Here is a 19,510-nt window from a genome sequence, read left to right on the forward strand (position 1 = left end):
GATGGCCCTGATCATTCACCCTGGAGACCGGAGCTGAGCATGGCCCCGCGCATGAAGACCCGAGAGCGCATCGTGCAGAACAGCCTGGAGCTGTTCAACCAGCAGGGCGAGCGTAGCGTCAGCACCAACCACATTGCCGCGCACATGGAAATCTCGCCCGGCAACCTGTACTACCACTTCCCCAACAAGCAGGCGATCATCGCCGTGCTGTTCAACCAGTACGAAGAACTGGTCGACAGCTTCCTGCGCGCGCCACAGGGGCGCGCTGCCACGGTCGAGGACAAACGCTTCTACCTGAAGGCCTTGCTGGCGGCGATGTGGAACTACCGCTTCCTCCACCGCGACCTGGAGCACCTGCTCGACAGCGACCCGGAACTGGCCGCGCGCTACCGGCGTTTTTCCCGGCGCTGCCTGCAGCATGGCCAGGCCATCTACCGGGGTTTTGTCGACGCCGGGATCCTGGCCATGGATGCGACGCAGATCGAGTCGCTGACCATCAATGCCTGGATCGTCCTGACGTCCTGGGTACGTTTCCTCAGCACCACCCGCGAGCACACCGCCCACCTGGGTGAAGAAGCCTTCAAGCGCGGCGTCTATCAGGTGGTGGTGCTGGAACTGGGCTATGTCACCCCAGCCTCGCGGGCTGCCGTGCAGGCGCTGTGCGATGAGTATCACGTTCCGTTCAACCAGGCCCTGGAGTACTGAGCCGGGGTTTTCGAGCCATTCAACAGGAGATTGTCATGCCCCTTGCGCAACTGATCACCCCGCAGCAACTGGCCGAGCGCCTGGACTCGCCCGGGCTGGTGATCCTCGACTGTCGTTTCGCCCTGGAAGATGTCGACTACGGCCAGCGCAGCTATGCCCAGGGGCATATCGCCGGGGCGCATTTCGCCGATCTGGAGCGTGACCTGAGCGGGCCGGTGGTCAAGGGGCGTACCGGGCGGCATCCGTTGCCTGATGCGCAGCGCCTGGTCGAGCGCCTGCGCGAATGGGGCCTGGACGACGACAGCGAGGTAGTGCTCTACGACGACGGCCCTGGTGCGTATGCCGCCCGTGCCTGGTGGCTGCTGGTTTGGCTGGGCAAGCGCGACGGGGTGTCGATCCTCGACGGCGGCCTGAAGGCCTGGCACGCGGCACACCTGCCCCTGAGCCTGGATCCGCCTGCGCGGCGCGAGGGCAACTTCAGCGGCGAGCCGGACATGAAGTTGCTGATCGATGCCGGGCACTTGGCCAAGCGCCTGGGCGAAGCGGACCTGACCCTGATCGATGCCCGTGCGTTACCGCGCTTCCGAGGCGAGGTCGAGCCGATCGACCCGGTGGCCGGGCACATTCCGGGTGCACAATGTGCGGCGTTCACCGAGAACCTTGGTGCCGACGGGCAGTTTCTACCAGTTGCGCAGCTCAAGCAGCGCTTCGCCGAGAAACTGGGCGACCGCTCGCCTGAACACCTGGTGGCCTACTGCGGTTCGGGCGTGACGGCCTGCCACAACCTGTTCGCCCTGGCCCTGGCGGGGTACCCGCTGGGGCGGTTGTATGCAGGCTCTTGGAGCGAGTGGATCAATGATCCGCAGCACGCAGTGGCAACCGGCGACTGACCCATACTGTAGGAGCCAGCCTTGCTGGCGATGCAAGGCGCAGCCTTGCCAGAGCGCCCATTCGCCAGCAAGGCTGGCTCCTACGGAACTACCGCTATCGTCCTTCCAGCAGCCACTGCGGAATCCGCCGCTCCAGGTAATACCCCGGATTACGCAGGCTGCCGTCGACAAACCCCACATGTCCGCCCCGGTTGTGCAACTCGAAGTGCGTTTGCGCTGCCAGCTCGCTGGCGCTTGGCAGGCTATGGTCGAACACGAATGGATCGTCGCTGGAATGGATGATCAGCGTCGGGGTGCGGTTCTCGCCCAGGTAGTAGCGGCTTGAAGCGCGCCGGTAATAGTCGTGGGCATCGCTGAAACCATTGAGCGGCGCGGTTACCCGGCCGTCGAAATCCCAGAAGGTACGCAGGTTGCGCAACGGCCCCAGGCGTTCGATCTCGGCCAGCCCTTCCTGATGGCCCTTGTCGCGAAAATGCCGCTGCTTGTCCTGCACATAGGCCAGCATCTCGCGCATGAAATGCGCCTGGTAGAGCTTCGAGAAGCCCAGCCCGATGCGATCGGCGCACTGGTCCAGGCGAAACGGCACCGACACCGCCACCGCCGCTTCCAGCTGGCTGGCCGAGCCACTCTCACCCAGGTACTTGAGCAACACGTTGCCGCCGAGCGAATAGCCCACGGCGTACAGCGGTGCCAGCGGCCGTTGGGCGCGCAGGTGGCGGATGGTTTCGGCCAGGTCTTCGCTGGCCCCGGAGTGGTAGCTGCGCGCCAGCAGGTTGGGCTCGCCCGAGCAACCGCGCCAGTTCACCGCGACACTGGCCCAGCCGCGTGCCTGCAGCGCTTGCTGCAAACCTTTGACGTACGGGGAGTTGGAAGAGCCGGTCAGCCCGTGCAGCACCAGCACCAAGGGTGCATCGGGCTGGTGCGGGCCATGCCAGTCGAGGTCGAGGAAGTCGCCGTCGGCCAGCCACAGGCGCTCGCGGTTGCGTGACAGATCGGGAAGCTTGCGCCAGAGGGGGCCCCACAGTGTCTGCAGGTGCGGGTTGGACAGGCCGGTGGCCGGGCGGAACGTGGCGGTGAGGCTGGGCATGCTGGGCGACTCGTGATGTGCCCGTCTAGAGTGCCATGAAACACCGCCACTGTATCTGCGCTATTGGTCGGCTGCCACGCGCTGCCACAACGCATAGTACACCTGGCCGGTCTTCTTCTCGCGGTGCAGGCGCCAGTTGCCGGGCATCGGTAGCGTGGATGGAGCCGCCTCGCTCTCGGTGTAGACCCACGCCTGTTCGCGCAGCCACTGGCCTTGTTCCAGCAGGTTGCAGGTGTTGGCCAGCAGGTCCTGGTGGAAGGGCGGGTCGAGGAACACCAGGTCGAACTGCTGCTTGGTCGGGCCTTGCAGGTAACGCAGGGCGTCGGTCTGCAGGATCTGCCCACGGGGGCAGCGCAGCAGTTCGAGGTTGTGCTTGAGGTTGGCGATGGCGGCCGGGTTGCTGTCCAGGGCCACGGCGTTCTCGGCGCCACGGGACAGCGCCTCGAGCACCAGGGCGCCGCTGCCGGTGAAAGCGTCCAGCACGTGGGCGCCTTCGATGTAGGGCGCCAGCCAGTTGAACAGGGTTTCGCGCACGCGGTCAGGCGTGGGGCGCAGGCCTTCGCCTTCCGGTACCGCCAGGCGGCGGCTGCGCCACTCGCCGGCGATGATGCGCAGTTGGCCGGGGCCCTTGCTGGCGCCCGGTGCCGGGCGCGCTGGGGAGGTGGGTCTTGCCATTAATGCTCCGGTACGCCAAGCGGCTGCTCGGCGGGTTTGTCAGTGGGGGCCGGCAGCGGCTTCTGCGGCACGGTCGGGCCAGCGGTGACAATCACCAGCCGGTCGGCGGCCAGGTGCTTGGCCATGGCGGCCTTGACCTGCTCGACCGTCAGCGCCTGGGACTGCTGCATGAAGTCCTCCAGCCAGCTCAGCGGCAGGTTGTAGAAGCCGATCGCGCCCAGTTGGCCGACGATGCTCGCGTTGCTGGCGTTGGACAGCGGGAAGCTGCCGGCCAGTTCACGCTTGGCGTCGTCCAACTCTTGCTGGGTCGGGCCGTTCTTCAAGTAGTCGGCGAGGATGTCCTGGACCAGCTTGAGGGTGCCTTCGCTAAGCTCGGCGCGGGTTTGCAGGTTGATCATGAACGGGCCGCGCACCTGCATCGGGCTGAACACCGAGTACACGCCATAGGTGAGGCCGCGCTTTTCGCGGACTTCGCTCATCAGGCGGGTACCGAACGCGCCACCGCCGAGGATCTGGTTGCCCAGCGACAGCGCAGGCCAGTCCGGGTCGTTACGGTCAATGCCGAGTTCGGCCAGCATCAAGTGGGTCTGCTTGGACGGAAAGTCAATGTGGGTCGCGCCCGGCTTGGGTTCGTTCGGTTGCTCAGGCTTGGCCAGTGCCGGCCCCTTGGGCAGGCCGGCGGACACCTGGGCGGCGATGGCCTCGGCTTCGCCACGGTCGAGGTCGCCGACCAGGGCGATTACCGCGTTGCCGGCGCTGTAGGCTTTTGCGTGGAAGGTGCGCAACTGCTCCAGGGTGATACCGGGAATGGTCTCGGCGGTGCCGTCACTGGGGTGGGCATAGGGATGATTGCCGTAGAGGTTGGCGAACAGCGTCTTGCCCGCAAGCTTGCCGGGGTTCTGCTTTTCGTACTCGAAACCGGCCAGTATCTGGTTCTTGATGCGCTTGAGGGCATCTTCGGGGAAGGTCGGTTTGCCGGTCACTTCCGTGAACAGCCTCAGGGCCGGCTCGCGCTTGTCCGCGGCGCTCAGGCTGCGCAGCGAGGCCACGGCCATGTCGCGGTAGGAGCCGTTGCCGAAGTCCGCGCCAAGGCCTTCGAAGCCCTCGGCGATGGCGGTCACGTCCTTGCCGGCCACACCCTCGTTGAGCATGGCGTTGGTCAGTGCGGCCAGGCCGGGGGTGCCGCCGTCCTGGCTGCTGCCGGCGGCGAAGGTGACGCGCAGGTCGAACATCGGCAGCTCGCGGGCCTCGACGAACAGTACCCGTGCACCTTCGGCGGTGGTCCAGTTCTGGATGTTCAGCTGGCGGCGGCTCGGGGCCTTGCCGTCCAGCTCGGCCAGCGACTGCAACGCATTGGCCGGGCGGGCGGCGGTGGGCTTGTCAGTGTTGTCCGATTGGGCCGGGCGCGCCAGCAGCACGGCGACGGCCACCACCAGCACGATGATCGCCAGGCCGAACAGGGTGTAGCGGGGTGCGCTGCGATCACTCATGAGCGGACTCCTCAGGCAGTACGTGGGCAACGCTCAGGCGTTCGCGGGTGAAGTAGGTGCGGGCGGCGTCCTGGATGTCCTGCGGCGTCACGCGCTTGAGGTCGTCCAGTTCGCTGTCGATCAGCTTCCACGACAGGCCGACGGTCTCGAGCATGCCGATAGTGGTGGCCTGGCTGCTGATCGAGTCGCGGTCGTAGACCAGGCCGGCGATCACCTGGGCGCGCACGCGCTCGAGTTCTTCAGTGGTCGGTGGGGTGGTCTTGAGCTCGTCGAGCAGTTGCCAGACGCCTTTCTCGACGTCGGCGAGGGTCTTGTGCTTCTGCACGTTGGGCGTGGCCGAGACCAGGAACAGGCTGTCGCCGCGGGTGAAGGCGTTGTAGCTGGACGAGGCGCCGGCCACCAGTTCCTGGCCGCGCTCCAGGCGTGCCGGCATGCGTGCGCTGTAGCCGCCGTCGAGCAGGGCGGAGATCAGGCGAAGGGCGTTGACGGTACGTGGCTCTTTGCTGGTGGCCAGGCTCGGGACGTTGAACCCGTAGATCAGGCTGGGCAGTTGCGTGCGCACGTGCAGGGTCAGCTGACGCTGGCCTGGTTCGGCCAGTTCCAGCGGCAGCTTGCTCGGTGGCACGGCGCGCTTGGGGATCGGGCCGAAATATTTCTGCGCGAGGCTCTTCACTTCGTCGGGGGTGACGTCGCCGACCACCACCAGGGTGGCATTGTTCGGCGCGTACCAGGATTCGTACCAGTGGCGCAGCTCCTCGACCTTCATGCGTTCGAGGTCGGCCATCCAGCCGATGGTCGGGGTGTGGTAGCCGCTGGCCGGGTAGGCCATGGCGCGGAACAGCTCGAAGGCCTTGGCGTTGGGCTGGTCGTCGGTGCGCAGGCGGCGTTCTTCCTTGATTACCTCGATCTCGCGGCTGAATTCGTCGGCCGGCAAACGCAGGCTGGCCAGGCGGTCGGCCTCCAGCTCGAAGGCCACCGGCAGGCGGTCGCGGGCCAGCTCTTGATAGTAGGCGGTGTAGTCATCGCTGGTGAAGGCGTTCTCTTCGGCGCCGATATCACGCAGGATGCGCGAGGCTTCGCCGGGGCCGACCTTGGCGCTGCCCTTGAACATCATGTGCTCCAGGGCATGCGAAAGGCCGGTCTGGCCTGGCGTTTCATAGCTGGAGCCGACCTTGTACCAGATCTGCGAAACCACCACCGGCGCGCGATGGTCCTCGCGCACGACGACCTTCAGGCCGTTGTCGAGGATGAATTCGTGAGTGGGTTGCACATCGGCGGCGAAGGCCACCAGCGGCAGGCACAGCGTGCCGAGCAACAGGCCTGCGGCGCGGCGGGCTAGAGCATTCATACGGTGTTCAACCTGTTCGGCGGCCCGCTTGGGTTTAGCGTCGGCGGGCCAGGAGGTGCTAGGATACTGATCCGGTTGCCTGGCGACCATGCCTGTCGCCCTTCTGGCCCGCAGGCCCTTACGACAAAACGTTGCGCATGAACCCGCTGGCTTCACAGTAGTCTGTTCTGCGTGAGTAAGAATTCCCGATGCGCCATTGCTGGCCCATCGCTACCCTGAGATAGCCGTCTTCCATGTTTGGTTCCAACGACGACAAAAAAGCGCCGGCCGCGGCTGGCGAGAAGAAAGGCCTGTTCAGCTGGTTCCGCAAGAAGCCGGAGCAACCTGTCGCCGAACAGCCTCAAGCCCCACAACCGCCGGTCGAGGCACCGGTGGTACCGCAACCCGTCGTCGAGCAGCCCGCTCCGGTGGCCGAGGTGCCCCAGCCCGTGCCGGTAACCGTGCCGGCCGAGCCTGAGCCTGCGGTAGCGCCTGAGGCTCCGCTGCCCACTCCGGTGGCCGAGGTGCCCCAGCCCGTGCCGGTAGCCGTTCCGGTCGAGCCTGAGCCTACTCCTCCTCAGGCACCACAACCTGTCCAGGTGGTCGAAGCACCCCGGCCCGAACCGGTGCAGGCTCCGTTCGAGCCGGCCCCTGTGGCCCAGTCCCCTGCGCCAGTGAGCAACCTGGTGCTGCCGGTCGCGGAAGAGCCGGTTGCCCTGGTGCCTGATCTCGAACCCAAAGCCCCGCCTGTCATTCCAGAGCGCCCGGCCCCTGAGGTGGTGGTTCCCGAACCCACCCCCGTGGTTGTCGCACCTGTGGTCGAGCCCGAGCCGGTCGCGCCTGCCGCTGCCACGCCGGTTGCCGCAGAGCCCGCGCCTGCCGCCGCCGAACCCGCCAAACCAGGCTTCTTCGCCCGGCTCAAGCAGGGCCTGTCGAAGACCAGCGCCAGTATCGGCGAAGGCATGGCCAGCCTGTTCCTGGGCAAGAAGGTCATCGACGACGACCTGCTCGACGAAATCGAAACCCGCCTGCTGACCGCCGACGTAGGCGTCGAGGCCACCTCGACCATCGTCCAGAACCTGACGCAGAAGGTTGCTCGCAAGCAACTGGCCGACGCCGACGCCCTGTACAAGTCGCTGCAGGAAGAACTGGCCGCGCTGCTGCGCCCGGTCGAGCAGCCACTGAAGATCGAAGCGCAGAACAAGCCCTACGTGATCCTGGTCGTGGGCGTGAACGGTGCCGGCAAGACCACCACCATCGGCAAACTGGCGAAAAAGCTCCAGCTCGAAGGCAAGAAGGTCATGCTCGCCGCTGGCGACACCTTCCGCGCCGCGGCGGTGGAGCAGTTGCAGGTGTGGGGCGAGCGCAACCAGATCCCGGTCATCGCCCAGCACACCGGCGCCGACTCGGCCTCGGTGATCTTCGACGCCGTGCAGGCCGCCAAGGCCCGTGGCGTCGATGTGCTGATCGCTGATACCGCCGGGCGCCTGCACACCAAGGACAACCTGATGGAAGAGCTGAAGAAGGTCCGTCGGGTAATCGGCAAGCTCGACGCCGAGGCGCCCCACGAGGTGCTGCTGGTGCTCGACGCCGGCACCGGCCAGAACGCCATCAGCCAGGCCAAGTACTTCAACCAGAGCGTCGAGCTGACCGGCCTGGCGCTGACCAAGCTCGACGGCACCGCCAAGGGCGGCGTCATCTTCGCCCTGGCCAAGCAGTTCAACATTCCGATCCGCTTCATCGGTGTGGGCGAGGGTATCGACGACCTGCGCACCTTCGAGGCCGAACCTTTCGTCAAGGCGCTGTTCGCCGAGCGGGAACCTACATGATTCGATTCGAACAGGTTGCCAAGCGCTACCCCAACGGCCACGTCGGCCTGCACGAGCTGAGCTTCCGGGCGCGCCGTGGCGAGTTCCTGTTCGTCACCGGCCACTCCGGCGCCGGCAAGAGCACCCTGCTGCGCCTGCTGCTGGCAATGGAGCGCCCGACCAGCGGCAAGCTGCTGCTGGCCGGGCAGGACCTGGGCCAGATCAGCAACGCGCAGATCCCGTTCCTGCGCCGGCAGATCGGCGTGGTGTTCCAGAACCACCAGCTGCTGTTCGACCGCACAGTGTTCAACAACATCGCCCTGCCGCTGCAGATTCTCGGGCTGTCCAAGGCCGAGATCGCCAAGCGTGTGGATTCGGCGCTGGAGCGCGTGTCGCTGAGCGACAAGGGCGAACTGTTCCCGGCCGACCTGTCCACCGGCCAGCAGCAGCGCGTGGGCATTGCCCGCGCCATCGTCCACCAACCGGCCCTGCTGCTGGCGGATGAGCCCACCGGTAACCTCGACCCGCGCCTGGCCGCCGAGATCATGGGCGTGTTCGAGGATATCAATCGTCTGGGCACCACGGTCTTGATCGCCAGCCACGACCTGGCGCTGATCGCGCGCATGCGCCACCGCATGCTGACGCTGCAACGCGGCCGCTTGATCGGCGATGGGGAGGCCGGGCAATGAGCACCACACGTACACCAAAGGTTTCCGAGCGCGTCGCGCCCAAGGCCGCCGACCCGAAACCGGCGAAGAAGAAGCGCGGCGACCACGACGACGATGGCCCGGACTTCCGCACCCTGCTGCACGCCTGGCTGGAAAGCCACCGCGCCAGCCTGGCCGACAGCCTGCGCCGCCTGGGCAAGCAGCCGATCGGCAGCTTCTTCACCTGCCTGGTGATGGCGGTGGCGCTGAGCATGCCCATGGGCCTCTCGCTGCTGCTCAAGAACGTCGAGAAGCTCGGCGGCTCATGGCAGCGTGCGGCGCAGATTTCGCTCTACCTCAAGCTTGACGCCAGCAGCCGCGACGGTGAGGCGCTGCGTGACGAGATCAAGGGCATGCCGGGTGTCGCCGAGGCCCAGTACGTCAGCCGCGAACAGGCACTGGAAGAGTTCCAGCAGCAGTCGGGGCTGGGTGAAGCGCTGCGCGAGCTGCCGGACAACCCGCTGCCCGGCGTGGTGGTGGTGACCCCGACCGAAGTCGACAAGCCCGCCCTGGAAGCCTTGCGCCAGCGCCTGTCCGAGTTGCCTCGCGTGGAAGCGGCGCAGTTGGACCTGGTGTGGGTGGAACGCCTGGCGGCCATCCTCAAACTGGGCGACCGCTTTGTGTTCGGCCTGGCGGTGATGCTGATTTCCGCCTTGCTGTTAGTAATCGGTAACACAATTCGTCTACACATTGAAAACCGCCGGGTGGAGATCGAAGTGATCAAGCTCGTCGGTGGCACCGACAGCTACGTGCGCCGGCCTTTCCTGTACATGGGGGCCTTGTATGGCCTGGGCGCGGGCGTGCTGGCCTGGGGCATCCTGGCGTTCGGCCTGAACTGGCTCAACGACGCGGTGGTCGGGCTCTCCGGCCTGTACGGCAGTGATTTCGCCCTGGGTGGCGTGCCGGCCTCGGATGGTCTTTCACTCTTGATCGGGGCGGTGCTGTTGGGGTATATCGGTGCATGGATCGCCGTCGCTCGTCACTTGAACGAGCTGGCACCGCGATAAATGTTTCATGGCCAGTATTGACAAATTTTTCATTCTGGAACTTGTACAACGGTTCCTTGTCTATGCTGGCAGTGCCCACAAGGCACGAGTCTGTAAGCCGGAGGTACTTGAATGACCACATCGTTGCAACCTGCCTATGCCCTGGTTCCTGGTGCAAACCTGGAAGCCTATGTGCACACGGTGAACAGCATTCCCTTGCTGACACCGGAGCAGGAGCGTGATCTGGGCGAGCGTCTCTACTATGAGCAGGATCTCGAGGCCGCTCGTCAAATGGTGATGGCCCACCTGCGTTTCGTTGTACACATCGCACGTAGCTACGCTGGCTACGGGTTGGCCCAGGCCGACCTGATCCAGGAAGGCAACGTCGGCCTTATGAAGGCGGTAAAGCGCTTCAACCCGGAAATGGGCGTGCGCCTGGTATCCTTTGCCGTGCACTGGATCAAGGCCGAGATCCACGAGTTCATCCTGCGCAACTGGCGCATCGTCAAGGTGGCCACCACCAAGGCCCAGCGCAAGCTGTTCTTCAACCTGCGCAGCCAGAAGAAACGCCTGGCCTGGTTGAACAACGACGAAGTGCATCGCGTGGCCGAAAGCCTTGGCGTCGAGCCCCGTGAAGTGCGCGAGATGGAAAGCCGCCTGAGCGGCCAGGACATGGCCTTCGACCCGGCATCCGAAGCCGATGACGACAGCGCTTTCCAGTCGCCCGCGCACTACCTGGAAGACCACCGCTACGACCCGGCCCTGCAGCTTGAGGACGCCGACTGGAGCGACAACTCCAGCAGCAACCTGCACGAAGCCCTGCAAGGCCTGGATGACCGCAGCCGCGACATCCTTTACCAGCGCTGGTTGGCCGAGGAAAAGGCCACGCTGCATGAGTTGGCGGAGAAGTACAGCGTTTCGGCCGAGCGGATTCGTCAGCTTGAGAAGAACGCGATGAACAAGGTCAAGGCACTGATTACCATCTGATCGGTGCCCTGGCTGGATTGAAAAGGCCGTTTGCCTTCTGGGCAAGCGGCCTTTTCATTTTGTGTTGCCTGTACCGGCCTCTTCGCCGGCAAAGCCGGCTCCTACAGGTATTGCGTAACCCTGTAGGAGCCGGCTTTGCCGGCGAAGAGGCCGGTATTGCAGTCACAACACTCAAAGCTTGCGCGAAGCGTCCAGCTGCATCAGGTAGCTCGGCCCACCCAACTGGCTCATCTGTCGACGAATCCACCCCGCCCGGCTGGCCACATAGGCGCTAGGACGGCTGGCGCTCCACTTGATCGGGCTTGGCAGCACCGCCGCGAGCTGCGCGGCCTGTTGGCGCGAAAGGCGGCTGGCATCGACCCCAAAGTGATAGCGTGCCGCAGCTTGGGCGCCGAACACCCCTTTGCCCCATTCGGCGCTGTTCAGATACACCTCGAGAATTCGCTCTTTCGACCAGAACAGCTCGATCAGCGCCGTGAACCAGGCTTCCAGCCCCTTGCGTAGCCAACTGCGACCGGACCACAGGAACATGTTCTTGGCCACCTGCTGGGTCAGCGTGCTGGCGCCACGGACCTTGCCGCCACGCTCGTTGTAGGCCAGGGCCGCCTGGATCGCCGGAATGTCGAAGCCCCAGTGGCTGGCGAACTTCTGGTCCTCACCGGCGATCACCGCCACCTTCAACTCATCGGAGATATCCTCCCATGGTGTCCAGTCGCGCTGCAGGTCGATAGGTTCGCCGTTGAACCATGATTCCACCTTGCGCTCGACCATCAGCGCCGTGCCGGGCGGCGGCACCCAGCGCAACACCAGGACGACGGCAATGCTGCCAGCAGCGAACCAGAGCAGGGCGCGAGAAAGTCGGCGGAGGAGGGATGACAGCATGGTGATGGCTTGGCCGGACCGTTGGAACGGGCCATTATACAGGCCCCTTTCGAGGAGTCGTCCCATGCTTCGCAGCTTCCTGATGCTTGCCGCCTTCTTCGGCTTTACCGGTGTCGCCCTCGGCGCCTTCGCTGCCCATGGCCTGAAGAGCCGCCTCAGCGCCGACTACCTGGCGATCTTCCACACCGGCGTCACCTACCAGCTGGTGCATGCCCTGGCGATCCTGGGCGTGGCGGTATTGTCGGTGCACTTGCCGGGGCGCTTGGTCGGTTGGGCCGGCGGTCTGTTCGCGCTGGGCATCCTGCTGTTCTCCGGTAGCCTCTACGTACTGACCCTGAGCGGCCTGGGCAAGCTCGGCATGATCACCCCGCTGGGTGGCCTGTGCTTCCTCGCCGGCTGGCTGTGCCTGGGCCTGGCCGCCTGGCGCCTGGGCTGACCGAACGGTCCACAATCGCGACTAATGGCGTGTGTCGCCCTTGGGTTGCAAGGTGGATCGGGGCTAGAATGCGGGCCCCAAAGAACAATGGTGGCCGTGCGCATGCGCATTCAACTGAACGGTGAACCTTACGACCTGCCCGAGGGCGAGAGCGTCGCGGCGCTGCTGGGCCGGCTGGAACTGGCCGGCCGCCGGGTGGCGGTGGAACTGAACCTGGACATCGTGCCGCGCAGCCAGCACGAAAGCACGCTGCTCGCAGATGGCGACCAGGTCGAAGTGGTCCATGCCATTGGCGGTGGTTGAGCAACGCCCGGCGATTCACCCGAAAGCCCCGTAACCTTCCCAGAGGAACATCGATGAGCAACGTTCGAAGCGACAAGCCTTTCGTCCTGGCCGGGCGCACTTTCCAGTCGCGCCTGCTGGTCGGCACCGGCAAATACCGTGACATGGAAGAGACCCGCCTGGCCACCGAGGCCTCGGGAGCCGAGATCGTCACCGTAGCCGTACGCCGTACCAACCTGGGCCAGAATGCGGGCGAGCCGAACCTGCTCGACGTGCTGTCGCCCGAGAAGTACACCATCCTGCCGAACACCGCCGGCTGCTTCGACGCAGTCGAGGCGGTACGGACTTGCCGCCTGGCCCGTGAACTGCTCGATGGCTACAAGTCTCACGAGAACCGTACGCTGGTGAAGCTGGAAGTGCTGGCCGACCAGAAAACCCTGTTCCCCAACGTGATCGAAACCCTCAAGGCCGCCGAAGTGCTGGTCAAGGACGGTTTTGACGTGATGGTCTACACCAGCGATGACCCGATCATCGCCCGCCAGCTGGCCGAGGCTGGCTGCATCGCCGTCATGCCGCTGGCCGGCCTGATCGGTACCGGCCTGGGAATCTGCAACCCCTACAACCTGCAGATCATCCTGGAAGAGTCCAAGGTACCGGTGCTGGTCGATGCCGGCGTGGGTACCGCCTCCGATGCCACCATCGCTATGGAGATGGGCTGCGAGGCCGTGCTGATGAACTCGGCCATCGCCCATGCGCAACAACCGGTGCTGATGGCCGAAGCCATGAAGCACGCGATCCTTGCCGGCCGCATGGCGTACCTCGCCGGGCGCATGCCGAAGAAACTCTATGCCAGCGCGTCCTCGCCGCTGGAAGGTCTGATCAAGTAAGAGCCCCCGATGACTGAATCGCAAGAAACGCCGATCACCGAAGACGGCGAAGCCCGCCCGCACCGCCGCATCAAGAGCTTCGTGATGCGCGCCGGGCGCATGACCGAAGGCCAGCAACGCGGCCTGGAGCAGGGCGGCCCGCTGTTCATCCTGCCGCTGGCCGACAGCCCGGTGGACTACGACCAGGTGTTCGGCCGTTCGGCGCCGCGTACCCTGGAGATCGGCTTCGGCATGGGCCACTCGCTGCTGGAGATGGCCGCCGCCGCGCCGGAGCTGGACTTCATCGGTGTCGAAGTGCACCGCCCAGGTGTCGGTGCGCTGCTCAACGGCGTGCTCACTCAGGGCCTGAAGAACCTGCGGGTGTACGACTGCGACGCCATCGAGGTGCTCAACCGCTGCGTGGCCGACAACAGCCTCGACCGCCTGATGCTGTTCTTCCCGGATCCATGGCACAAGGCCCGTCACCACAAGCGCCGCATCGTCCAGCCGGAGTTCGCCGAACTGGTGCGCCGCAAGCTGAAGGTGGGTGGCGTGTTCCATATGGCCACCGACTGGGAGCCCTATGCCGAGCACATGCTGGAAGTGATGAAGGTGGCACCGGGTTATCGCAACCAGGCGGCCGATGGCGCATATGTGCCGCGCCCGGAAGAGCGTCCGATTACCAAGTTCGAGCGCCGCGGCGAGCGCCTTGGGCATGGGGTGTGGGATTTGAAGTTCGAGAAGGTGGACTGAGCCCGGGTTGCCTGACCGCAAATAAAAAAACCGCCTTGTGAAAGGCGGTTTTTTTATGCGGGCTTCGGGTTACGAATCCTCAGCCTGCGCTTTCAAGCGTCACTGGAGACCACCCACAAACGCGATACTAGGAGTACGTGTGGAGTGCGTCAATCACAGAAATATCAGGCATCAAGTGTGACTGAGCTGGTAACAGCCTTGAACTCTTCGCTGTCGTAAGATTGCCCCGCTCTCATGGGGGAATTTCCAGTGGCGGGCCGGGAAACGAATTCGTTCTGTTGTCTCGGCCCCTTCGACGCGGCCTACGAACCGCGCCGGCAGAGTTTCGAAGGGCCATTTACCTGGCCACTTCACTGGAGACCACCCCACATGATCTCCGAAAGCGCCGAAGTGCCGGTCAGGCGCTGGAAGATTGGCCCAGCCAACACGGAGGCCAAGGCATATGAAGCGTTTGCTGAATACGCTGAGCCGTGTCTGGAAGCTCATCCGTATCCTGGTCGTATTCAGGACCGCGAGAGACTTCCTGCGCGATCACTTTGACGATGCCCGCTAGGGGATAGTCGGGTGAGAAGCCGCCCTGGCCCGCCAGGGCGGCTTTTAGAAAGCGCTCAACCCCGGCGATCAGCCACCACGCCAATCAACACCAGCACCACCAGCAACACCGGTGCCAGCGCATAGTTGTTGAACTGCCCCAGCCCCTTCACGATCCACGGCGTTGCATAGATCAGCGCCGCGCCGCTGCCAATCATCACCAGCAGGGCCATGAACGGCACGCGCAAGGCGCCGGCCAGGCCACCCAGGCGCCCTTCCACCCAGCCCTTGATATCGGTGCCGAACAGCACCAGCAGGCAGCCCACCAGGGCCAGCGAGATCTCCGACAGGTTGCTGCGGCTCCAGCGGGAAACGGTCGAGAGCAGGTCAAGTACCAGGTCCATGGGTCATCCTTAATTCAAGAAGTACTGCAGCAGGTCGTTGAGGAACAGCTGGCCACGGGGTGTGGCTGCCAACCGATCCGGTTCGACCCGCAAAAGGCCCTTTTGTTCGGCTTCACGGCGTGCTTCGGTCAGTTGCGCCAGGGGCAGGCCGGTGCGCAAGCTGAACAACTCGGCCTCCACGCCATCGGTGAGGCGCAGCGCGTTCATCAGGAACTCGAAGGGTAGCTCATCGGCCGGCAGCAGCTTCTCGCCTGCCTTGTAGGGCTTGGATGGATTCAGGTAGTCCTTGGGCAGGCGGGTCTTCCAGGTGCGCAGGATACGCCCGTCGGGGAACGACAGCTTGCCATGGGCACCCGCACCGATGCCGATGAAGTCGCCGAAGCGCCAGTAGTTCAGGTTGTGCCGTGCGGCACGGTCGGCCTGGGCGTAGGCCGAGACTTCGTATTGGCGGTAACCGTGTTCGGCCATCAGCGCCTGGCCGGCTTCCTGGATATCCCAGAGGATGTCGTCCTCCGGCAGCTCAGGCGGCTGGTTCCAGAACACCGTGTTCGGCTCTACCGTCAGCTGGTACCAGGACAGGTGCGTCGGCGCCAGTTCGATGGCCTGACGCAGGTCGCCCAGGGCGTCGTCGAGCGACTGATCCGGCAAGCCGTGCATCAGGTCCATGTTGAAGTTGTCGAAGCCTGCCGCGCGGGCCATGCCGGCAGCGCGAACCGCTTCATCGCCGTTATGGATGCGCCCCAGCCTTTCCAGCTTGGCCGGCTGGAAGCTCTGCACGCCGATGGACAGGCGGTTGATGCCAGTCTGGCGGTAAGCCTTGAACTTCTCCTGCTCGAAGGTGCCCGGGTTGGCTTCGAGGGTGATCTCGATATCCGGGGCGAACGGGATGCGTTGCTCGACGCCACGTAACAAGCGGTCGAGCGCATCTGCGCTGAACAGGCTGGGCGTGCCACCCCCGAAGAAGATCGTGCTGATAGGACGGCCCTGTACCGCAGGCATTTCCTGGTCGAGATCAGCAAGCAGGGCATCGATGTATTCGTCTTCCGGCAGCGACGGGCCGGCCTGGTGCGAGTTGAAGTCGCAGTATGGGCACTTGCGCACGCACCAGGGGATATGGATATACAGCGACAGCGGCGGGAGCTCGGGAAGGATCAGGCCCGCCGGCTGCAAGGACAGCTTTTCGGTCATGCCAGGCCCAGACGTTGGCGCAGCAGGGCCATGGCACGGGCGCGGTGGCTGAGCTGATTCTTGTCGACAGGGGCGAGGTCGGCGCTGGAGCACTTGCGCTCCGGGACCCAGAACAGCGGGTCGTAGCCGAAACCGTGCTCGCCGCTGGCCTCGAACAGGATGCTGCCGTGCCACAGGCCTTCGCAGAGGATTGGCAGCGGGTCGTCGGCGTGGCGCACCAGCGCCAGGACGCAGACGAACTGCGCGCCACGTTGCTCACGGGGCACATCTTTCAACGCCTCGAGGAGCTTGGCGTTGTTCGCCGCATCGCCCTTGCCGTCGGCGTAGCGCGCCGAGTAGATGCCTGGCGCGCCGCCGAGGAAGTCCACCGCCAGGCCCGAGTCGTCGGCCAGGGCCGGCAGCCCGGAGATACGGGCGGCGTTGCGGGCTTTCAGGATGGCGTTCTCGACGAACGACAGGCCGGTCTCTTCCGGCTCCACCTGGCTGAATTCACCGATCGAACGCAGGTGCACGGACTCGCCGAGCATCGCTTGCAGTTCCTTGAGCTTGCCGGCGTTGTGGCTGGCCAATACGAGTTGCTGGAAATTCATCATTCGCCTGGGAACACTTCCTGGTTGAAGCTGAGTGGATGGCTGACGCCGCCGGTTTCGACATTGAGGTCGAAGGTGACTGTTTCGGGTTGGTCGATCTTGAACTGGGCGATGTAGTACACCGCACCCTGGTCGGTGATCTGCTTGAACGACAAGGGGTTGCTGCGCCCGGTGAGGTCTTTCACCGTGCCGCTGACCACCGCCATCGCGGGTTTGCCGGCCTTGATCACGGCGATGTTGAGCACGCCCTGGTTCTTGCTGCGGGTCAGGCCCGTGGCGGCGGCAATGTCGGGTTGCAGCATGCTCGAGGTGAAGGCGCTGTAGTGGACCGTCACGTCGCCGAACACTTCCTTGCGTTCAGGCCTGGCGGCATCGGCAGCCAGTACCGGTAAGGCCAGGCACAGGCTGATCAGAAACAGTGCTAGACGACGCATGATCCCATTCCTCCGTTCGCGAGGGTCAGACCGCGAGCTGATGCTCCTGCAGGCCCGGGCTGCTGACCCGATAGATACCGATCTCACCTAGAAGATTAGGCCATAGCCGGCCGCCCAACCCGTTACGGTGCAGACGGTCGACGGCCAGGCGGTCGAGCACCTTGGCGTGGCGCTCGTGGCACAGGTTCTCGAAGTCTTCGAAGGTGCAGAAGTGAATGTTCGGGGTGTTGTACCAGGTATACGGCATGAAGTCCGAGACTGGCATGCGACCCTTGGTCGCCAGGTACCAGCGGCAACGCCAGTGGCCGAAATTGGGGAAGGTGATGATGCACTGGCGGCCCACCCGCAGCATCTCGTCGAGAATGCGGTCGGGGTACTCCACGGCCTGCAGGGCCTGGGTCATGACCACCACGTCGAAACTGTTGCTGGCGAAGTTGCCCAGGCCCTTGTCCAGGTCCTGCTCGATGACGTTGACGCCCTTGGCCACGCAGGCGGCGATGTTGTCGGCGTCGATCTCCAGGCCATAGCCGGTGACGTTCTTGCGCTCGCGCAAGGAGGCCAGCAGTTCGCCGTTGCCGCAGCCCAGGTCGAGGACCCGGCTGCCGGCGGGGATCCAGTCTTGGATGATTTCCAGGTCGGCTCTCATGCTGTCCTCAGATGACGATGCGGTTCATGTAGTTCGCGAATCCCTGCATGTAGCGAGGCGTGGGGATCAGGAAGGCGTCGTGGCCGTAGGGCGAGTCGATGTCCAGGTAGCAGACGTTCTTGCGCGCGGCCATCAGCGCATCGACGATCTCCCGCGATCGGGCCGGCGAGAAACGCCAGTCGGTGGTGAACGACATGATGCAGTAGTCCGCCGTGACATGGGCCAGGGTCGCCGCCAGGTCGCCGCCATGGGCTGCGGCCGGGTCGTAGTAGTCCAGCGCTTTGGTCATCAGCAGGTAGGTGTTGGCGTCGAAACGGCCCGAAAATTCCTCGCCCTGGTAGCGCAGGTAGCTCTCGACCTGGAACTCGACGCTGTGGAAGTCGTAGTTGAGCTTGTCGCTCTTGAGCTCGCGGCCGAATTTCTCGCCCATCGAGTCGTCGGACAGGTAGGTGATGTGGCCGACCATGCGCGCCAGCATCAGGCCGCGCTTGGGGGTCACGCCCTGGTCCTGGAACGAGCCGCCGTGGAATTCGGGGTCGGTGAGGATGGCCTGGCGCGCCACTTCGTTGAAGGCGATATTCTGCGCCGACAGCTTGGGCGCCGAGGCGATATCCACGCAGTGGCGCACGCGGTCCGGGTAGGTGATGGTCCACTGCAGGGCCTGCATGCCGCCCAGGCTGCCGCCGACGATGGCGGCCCAGGTCTGGATACCCAGGCGATCGGCCAGGCGCGCTTGGCTATGCACCCAATCTTCGACCGTCAGTACCGGGAAATCGGCGCCGTAGGGCTTGCCGGTAGCCGGGTTGACGCTGCTGGGGCCGGTGCTGCCGTTGCAGCCGCCCAGGTTGTTCAGGCTGACCACGAAGAAGCGATTGGTGTCGATGGGTTTGCCGGGGCCAATGCAGCTGTCCCACCAGCCCGGCTTGCGGTCGGTGGCGGCGTGGTAGCCGGCGGCATGGTGATGGCCGGACAACGCATGGCAGATCAGCACGGCGTTGCTGGCGCTGGCGTTGAGCTCGCCATAGGTTTCGTAGATGAGTTCGTACGCGGCCAGCGAGCGGCCACAGGCCAGGGCCAGCGGTTCATCGAACCGGGCGATTTGCGGTGTTACCAGACCGACGGAATCTTCGGGAAGGACAGTGGACATCGACCCTGCTCACGCTTGACGGAGGCGTAAGTCTAAAGAGCGCTACCCCCAGCGGCAAGCAAAGGCTTGCCGCTGGATGCAGGCCGGGTCAGATCATCCGCCACAGCTCTTGCGGCATGCCGGCGTAAGCCGCCAGCTGAGGCATGAGGAACGACTGGATCACCTGGATGGCGATGAAGGCGAAGATCGGCGAAATGTCCATGCCACCGAGGTTCGGCACCAGGCGGCGGAACGGCGCCAGCACCGGCTCGCTGATCTGGTAGGCCAGTTCGGCTGCGGGGTTGTGGCTGTTGGGCGCGACCCACGAGACGATCACCATGACGATCATCGCCACCCAGAAGATCTTCAGGAACAGCGAGGTGACGCCCAGGATCGCCCACATCAGCAGGTGCAGCACGTCACCGAAGGTGCCGTAGGTGAGCATCAGCACGAAGGCCATCAACAGCGCCTGGATGAGGATCGACAGCAGCAGCGAGGAGGTGTCCAGGCCGGCGATGCTGGGGATCACCCGACGCAGCGGCTTGAGCAGCGGCTGGGTGGCGCGCACGGCGAACTGGCTGAGCGGATTGTAGAAGTCGGCCTTGACCAGTTGCAGCACGAAGCGCAGCAGGACGATCGCCAGGTACAGGCTGACCAGGGTTTGCACCACGAAGATCGCGGCGCCGGACAGTGCATTCATCAATGGCTCC

Annotated in this window: 22 protein-coding genes; 10 read left to right on the forward strand and 12 right to left on the reverse strand. The window is 64.8% G+C overall.

What is annotated here, in order from left to right:
* The first annotated feature begins 39 nt into the window (after positions 1–39).
* A complete protein-coding gene (locus PSEEN_RS01335) occupies positions 40–705 on the forward strand; it encodes a TetR/AcrR family transcriptional regulator (protein ID WP_011531716.1) in 666 nt (221 codons plus the stop codon).
* A gap of 35 nt (positions 706–740) precedes the next feature.
* The gene (locus tag PSEEN_RS01340) at positions 741–1,595 is read left to right on the forward strand and encodes a sulfurtransferase (RefSeq protein WP_011531717.1); all 855 of its coding nucleotides are present in this window, start codon (positions 741–743) and stop codon (positions 1,593–1,595) included.
* A 94-nt stretch (positions 1,596–1,689) separates the two neighbouring features.
* Here the strand turns inward: PSEEN_RS01340 and PSEEN_RS01345 are convergent, their stop codons facing one another.
* The 4 genes from PSEEN_RS01345 to PSEEN_RS01360 are packed head-to-tail and all read right to left on the reverse strand — an operon-like array spanning position 1,690 to position 6,195.
* Positions 1,690–2,682: a hydrolase gene (locus PSEEN_RS01345; protein ID WP_011531718.1), complete on the reverse strand. Its 993-nt coding sequence runs from the start codon at positions 2,680–2,682 to the stop codon at positions 1,690–1,692.
* A 60-nt stretch (positions 2,683–2,742) separates the two neighbouring features.
* Positions 2,743–3,357 (reverse strand): 16S rRNA (guanine(966)-N(2))-methyltransferase RsmD, encoded by a 615-nt coding sequence (gene rsmD, locus PSEEN_RS01350; RefSeq protein ID WP_011531719.1) that lies wholly within the window; start codon positions 3,355–3,357, stop codon positions 2,743–2,745.
* Complete coding sequence (locus PSEEN_RS01355) at positions 3,357–4,847, reverse strand: M16 family metallopeptidase (RefSeq protein ID WP_011531720.1); 1,491 nt, start codon at positions 4,845–4,847, stop codon at positions 3,357–3,359. Before PSEEN_RS01355 ends, rsmD begins: the two co-directional genes overlap by 1 nt.
* Positions 4,840–6,195, reverse strand: a complete 1,356-nt coding sequence (locus PSEEN_RS01360; protein WP_011531721.1) for a M16 family metallopeptidase — start codon at positions 6,193–6,195, stop codon at positions 4,840–4,842. Before PSEEN_RS01360 ends, PSEEN_RS01355 begins: the two co-directional genes overlap by 8 nt.
* Before the next feature lie 233 nt (positions 6,196–6,428).
* On the opposite strand from PSEEN_RS01360, the gene ftsY reads away from it, so the two are divergent.
* From ftsY to rpoH, 4 genes are all read left to right on the forward strand, one after another.
* Positions 6,429–8,003: a signal recognition particle-docking protein FtsY gene (ftsY, locus tag PSEEN_RS01365; protein ID WP_011531722.1), complete on the forward strand. Its 1,575-nt coding sequence runs from the start codon at positions 6,429–6,431 to the stop codon at positions 8,001–8,003.
* Positions 8,000–8,671, forward strand: coding sequence for a cell division ATP-binding protein FtsE (gene ftsE, locus PSEEN_RS01370; RefSeq protein WP_011531723.1), 672 nt, complete (start codon positions 8,000–8,002; stop codon positions 8,669–8,671). The genes ftsY and ftsE overlap by 4 nt, the downstream gene beginning before the upstream one ends.
* Positions 8,668–9,696, forward strand: coding sequence for a permease-like cell division protein FtsX (gene ftsX, locus PSEEN_RS01375; RefSeq protein ID WP_011531724.1), 1,029 nt, complete (start codon positions 8,668–8,670; stop codon positions 9,694–9,696). Before ftsE ends, ftsX begins: the two co-directional genes overlap by 4 nt.
* Before the next feature lie 111 nt (positions 9,697–9,807).
* Positions 9,808–10,662 (forward strand): RNA polymerase sigma factor RpoH, encoded by an 855-nt coding sequence (gene rpoH / locus PSEEN_RS01380; protein ID WP_011531725.1) that lies wholly within the window; start codon positions 9,808–9,810, stop codon positions 10,660–10,662.
* Between the two features lie 171 nt (positions 10,663–10,833).
* On the opposite strand, the gene mtgA is transcribed toward rpoH, so the two are convergent.
* On the reverse strand, positions 10,834–11,544 hold the full coding sequence (gene mtgA, locus PSEEN_RS01385; RefSeq protein WP_011531726.1) for a monofunctional biosynthetic peptidoglycan transglycosylase: 711 nt from the start codon (positions 11,542–11,544) through the stop codon (positions 10,834–10,836).
* Positions 11,545–11,608: 64 nt separating this feature from the next.
* Here mtgA and PSEEN_RS01390 point away from each other — a divergent pair, with 64 nt between their 5' ends.
* The 4 genes from PSEEN_RS01390 to trmB all read left to right on the forward strand — a co-directional run bounded on the left by PSEEN_RS01390 (position 11,609) and on the right by trmB (position 13,881).
* Positions 11,609–11,980 (forward strand): DUF423 domain-containing protein, encoded by a 372-nt coding sequence (locus PSEEN_RS01390; RefSeq protein ID WP_011531727.1) that lies wholly within the window; start codon positions 11,609–11,611, stop codon positions 11,978–11,980.
* 102 nt (positions 11,981–12,082) lie between these two features.
* Positions 12,083–12,283 carry a sulfur carrier protein ThiS gene (gene thiS, locus PSEEN_RS01395; RefSeq protein WP_044488631.1) on the forward strand — a complete coding sequence of 67 codons (201 nt, stop codon included), beginning with the start codon at positions 12,083–12,085 and terminating at the stop codon, positions 12,281–12,283.
* A 53-nt stretch (positions 12,284–12,336) separates the two neighbouring features.
* Positions 12,337–13,149: a thiazole synthase gene (locus PSEEN_RS01400; RefSeq protein WP_011531729.1), complete on the forward strand. Its 813-nt coding sequence runs from the start codon at positions 12,337–12,339 to the stop codon at positions 13,147–13,149.
* Between the two features lie 9 nt (positions 13,150–13,158).
* Positions 13,159–13,881, forward strand: coding sequence for a tRNA (guanosine(46)-N7)-methyltransferase TrmB (gene trmB, locus PSEEN_RS01405; protein ID WP_011531730.1), 723 nt, complete (start codon positions 13,159–13,161; stop codon positions 13,879–13,881).
* A 608-nt stretch (positions 13,882–14,489) separates the two neighbouring features.
* Here the strand turns inward: trmB and PSEEN_RS01410 are convergent.
* The 7 genes from PSEEN_RS01410 to PSEEN_RS01440 all read right to left on the reverse strand — a co-directional run bounded on the left by PSEEN_RS01410 (position 14,490) and on the right by PSEEN_RS01440 (position 19,500).
* Positions 14,490–14,816, reverse strand: a complete 327-nt coding sequence (locus PSEEN_RS01410; RefSeq protein ID WP_011531731.1) for a DUF3392 family protein — start codon at positions 14,814–14,816, stop codon at positions 14,490–14,492.
* A gap of 9 nt (positions 14,817–14,825) precedes the next feature.
* Positions 14,826–16,004 (reverse strand): radical SAM family heme chaperone HemW, encoded by a 1,179-nt coding sequence (hemW, locus tag PSEEN_RS01415; protein ID WP_044487558.1) that lies wholly within the window; start codon positions 16,002–16,004, stop codon positions 14,826–14,828.
* Positions 16,001–16,597, reverse strand: coding sequence for an RdgB/HAM1 family non-canonical purine NTP pyrophosphatase (gene rdgB, locus PSEEN_RS01420; RefSeq protein WP_044487559.1), 597 nt, complete (start codon positions 16,595–16,597; stop codon positions 16,001–16,003). The genes hemW and rdgB overlap by 4 nt, the downstream gene beginning before the upstream one ends.
* Positions 16,594–17,028, reverse strand: a complete 435-nt coding sequence (locus tag PSEEN_RS01425; protein ID WP_011531734.1) for a DUF4426 domain-containing protein — start codon at positions 17,026–17,028, stop codon at positions 16,594–16,596. The genes rdgB and PSEEN_RS01425 overlap by 4 nt, the downstream gene beginning before the upstream one ends.
* Before the next feature lie 25 nt (positions 17,029–17,053).
* Positions 17,054–17,674, reverse strand: coding sequence for a methionine biosynthesis protein MetW (gene metW / locus PSEEN_RS01430; RefSeq protein ID WP_011531735.1), 621 nt, complete (start codon positions 17,672–17,674; stop codon positions 17,054–17,056).
* A 7-nt stretch (positions 17,675–17,681) separates the two neighbouring features.
* Positions 17,682–18,821 carry a homoserine O-succinyltransferase MetX gene (gene metX / locus PSEEN_RS01435; RefSeq protein ID WP_011531736.1) on the reverse strand — a complete coding sequence of 380 codons (1,140 nt, stop codon included), beginning with the start codon at positions 18,819–18,821 and terminating at the stop codon, positions 17,682–17,684.
* Positions 18,822–18,909: 88 nt separating this feature from the next.
* Positions 18,910–19,500, reverse strand: coding sequence for a YggT family protein (locus PSEEN_RS01440; protein ID WP_011531737.1), 591 nt, complete (start codon positions 19,498–19,500; stop codon positions 18,910–18,912).
* Positions 19,501–19,510 lie beyond the last annotated feature (10 nt).

The sequence above is a fragment of the Pseudomonas entomophila L48 genome (assembly GCF_000026105.1).
GTDB classification, from domain to species: domain Bacteria; phylum Pseudomonadota; class Gammaproteobacteria; order Pseudomonadales; family Pseudomonadaceae; genus Aquipseudomonas; species Aquipseudomonas entomophila.

Bases quoted from the DNA above. Each gene is read 5' to 3' on its own strand.
- PSEEN_RS01335 (WP_011531716.1), top strand. From the start codon at position 40: ATGGCCCCGCGCATGAAGACCCGAGAGCGCATCGTGCAGAACAGCCTG.
- PSEEN_RS01340 (WP_011531717.1), top strand. From the start codon at position 741: ATGCCCCTTGCGCAACTGATCACCCCGCAGCAACTGGCCGAGCGCCTG.
- PSEEN_RS01345 (WP_011531718.1), bottom strand. From the start codon at position 2,682: ATGCCCAGCCTCACCGCCACGTTCCGCCCGGCCACCGGCCTGTCCAAC.
- rsmD (WP_011531719.1), bottom strand. From the start codon at position 3,357: ATGGCAAGACCCACCTCCCCAGCGCGCCCGGCACCGGGCGCCAGCAAG.
- PSEEN_RS01355 (WP_011531720.1), bottom strand. From the start codon at position 4,847: ATGAGTGATCGCAGCGCACCCCGCTACACCCTGTTCGGCCTGGCGATC.
- PSEEN_RS01360 (WP_011531721.1), bottom strand. From the start codon at position 6,195: ATGAATGCTCTAGCCCGCCGCGCCGCAGGCCTGTTGCTCGGCACGCTG.
- ftsY (WP_011531722.1), top strand. From the start codon at position 6,429: ATGTTTGGTTCCAACGACGACAAAAAAGCGCCGGCCGCGGCTGGCGAG.
- ftsE (WP_011531723.1), top strand. From the start codon at position 8,000: ATGATTCGATTCGAACAGGTTGCCAAGCGCTACCCCAACGGCCACGTC.
- ftsX (WP_011531724.1), top strand. From the start codon at position 8,668: ATGAGCACCACACGTACACCAAAGGTTTCCGAGCGCGTCGCGCCCAAG.
- rpoH (WP_011531725.1), top strand. From the start codon at position 9,808: ATGACCACATCGTTGCAACCTGCCTATGCCCTGGTTCCTGGTGCAAAC.
- mtgA (WP_011531726.1), bottom strand. From the start codon at position 11,544: ATGCTGTCATCCCTCCTCCGCCGACTTTCTCGCGCCCTGCTCTGGTTC.
- PSEEN_RS01390 (WP_011531727.1), top strand. From the start codon at position 11,609: ATGCTTCGCAGCTTCCTGATGCTTGCCGCCTTCTTCGGCTTTACCGGT.
- thiS (WP_044488631.1), top strand. From the start codon at position 12,083: ATGCGCATTCAACTGAACGGTGAACCTTACGACCTGCCCGAGGGCGAG.
- PSEEN_RS01400 (WP_011531729.1), top strand. From the start codon at position 12,337: ATGAGCAACGTTCGAAGCGACAAGCCTTTCGTCCTGGCCGGGCGCACT.
- trmB (WP_011531730.1), top strand. From the start codon at position 13,159: ATGACTGAATCGCAAGAAACGCCGATCACCGAAGACGGCGAAGCCCGC.
- PSEEN_RS01410 (WP_011531731.1), bottom strand. From the start codon at position 14,816: ATGGACCTGGTACTTGACCTGCTCTCGACCGTTTCCCGCTGGAGCCGC.
- hemW (WP_044487558.1), bottom strand. From the start codon at position 16,004: ATGACCGAAAAGCTGTCCTTGCAGCCGGCGGGCCTGATCCTTCCCGAG.
- rdgB (WP_044487559.1), bottom strand. From the start codon at position 16,597: ATGATGAATTTCCAGCAACTCGTATTGGCCAGCCACAACGCCGGCAAG.
- PSEEN_RS01425 (WP_011531734.1), bottom strand. From the start codon at position 17,028: ATGCGTCGTCTAGCACTGTTTCTGATCAGCCTGTGCCTGGCCTTACCG.
- metW (WP_011531735.1), bottom strand. From the start codon at position 17,674: ATGAGAGCCGACCTGGAAATCATCCAAGACTGGATCCCCGCCGGCAGC.
- metX (WP_011531736.1), bottom strand. From the start codon at position 18,821: ATGTCCACTGTCCTTCCCGAAGATTCCGTCGGTCTGGTAACACCGCAA.
- PSEEN_RS01440 (WP_011531737.1), bottom strand. From the start codon at position 19,500: ATGAATGCACTGTCCGGCGCCGCGATCTTCGTGGTGCAAACCCTGGTC.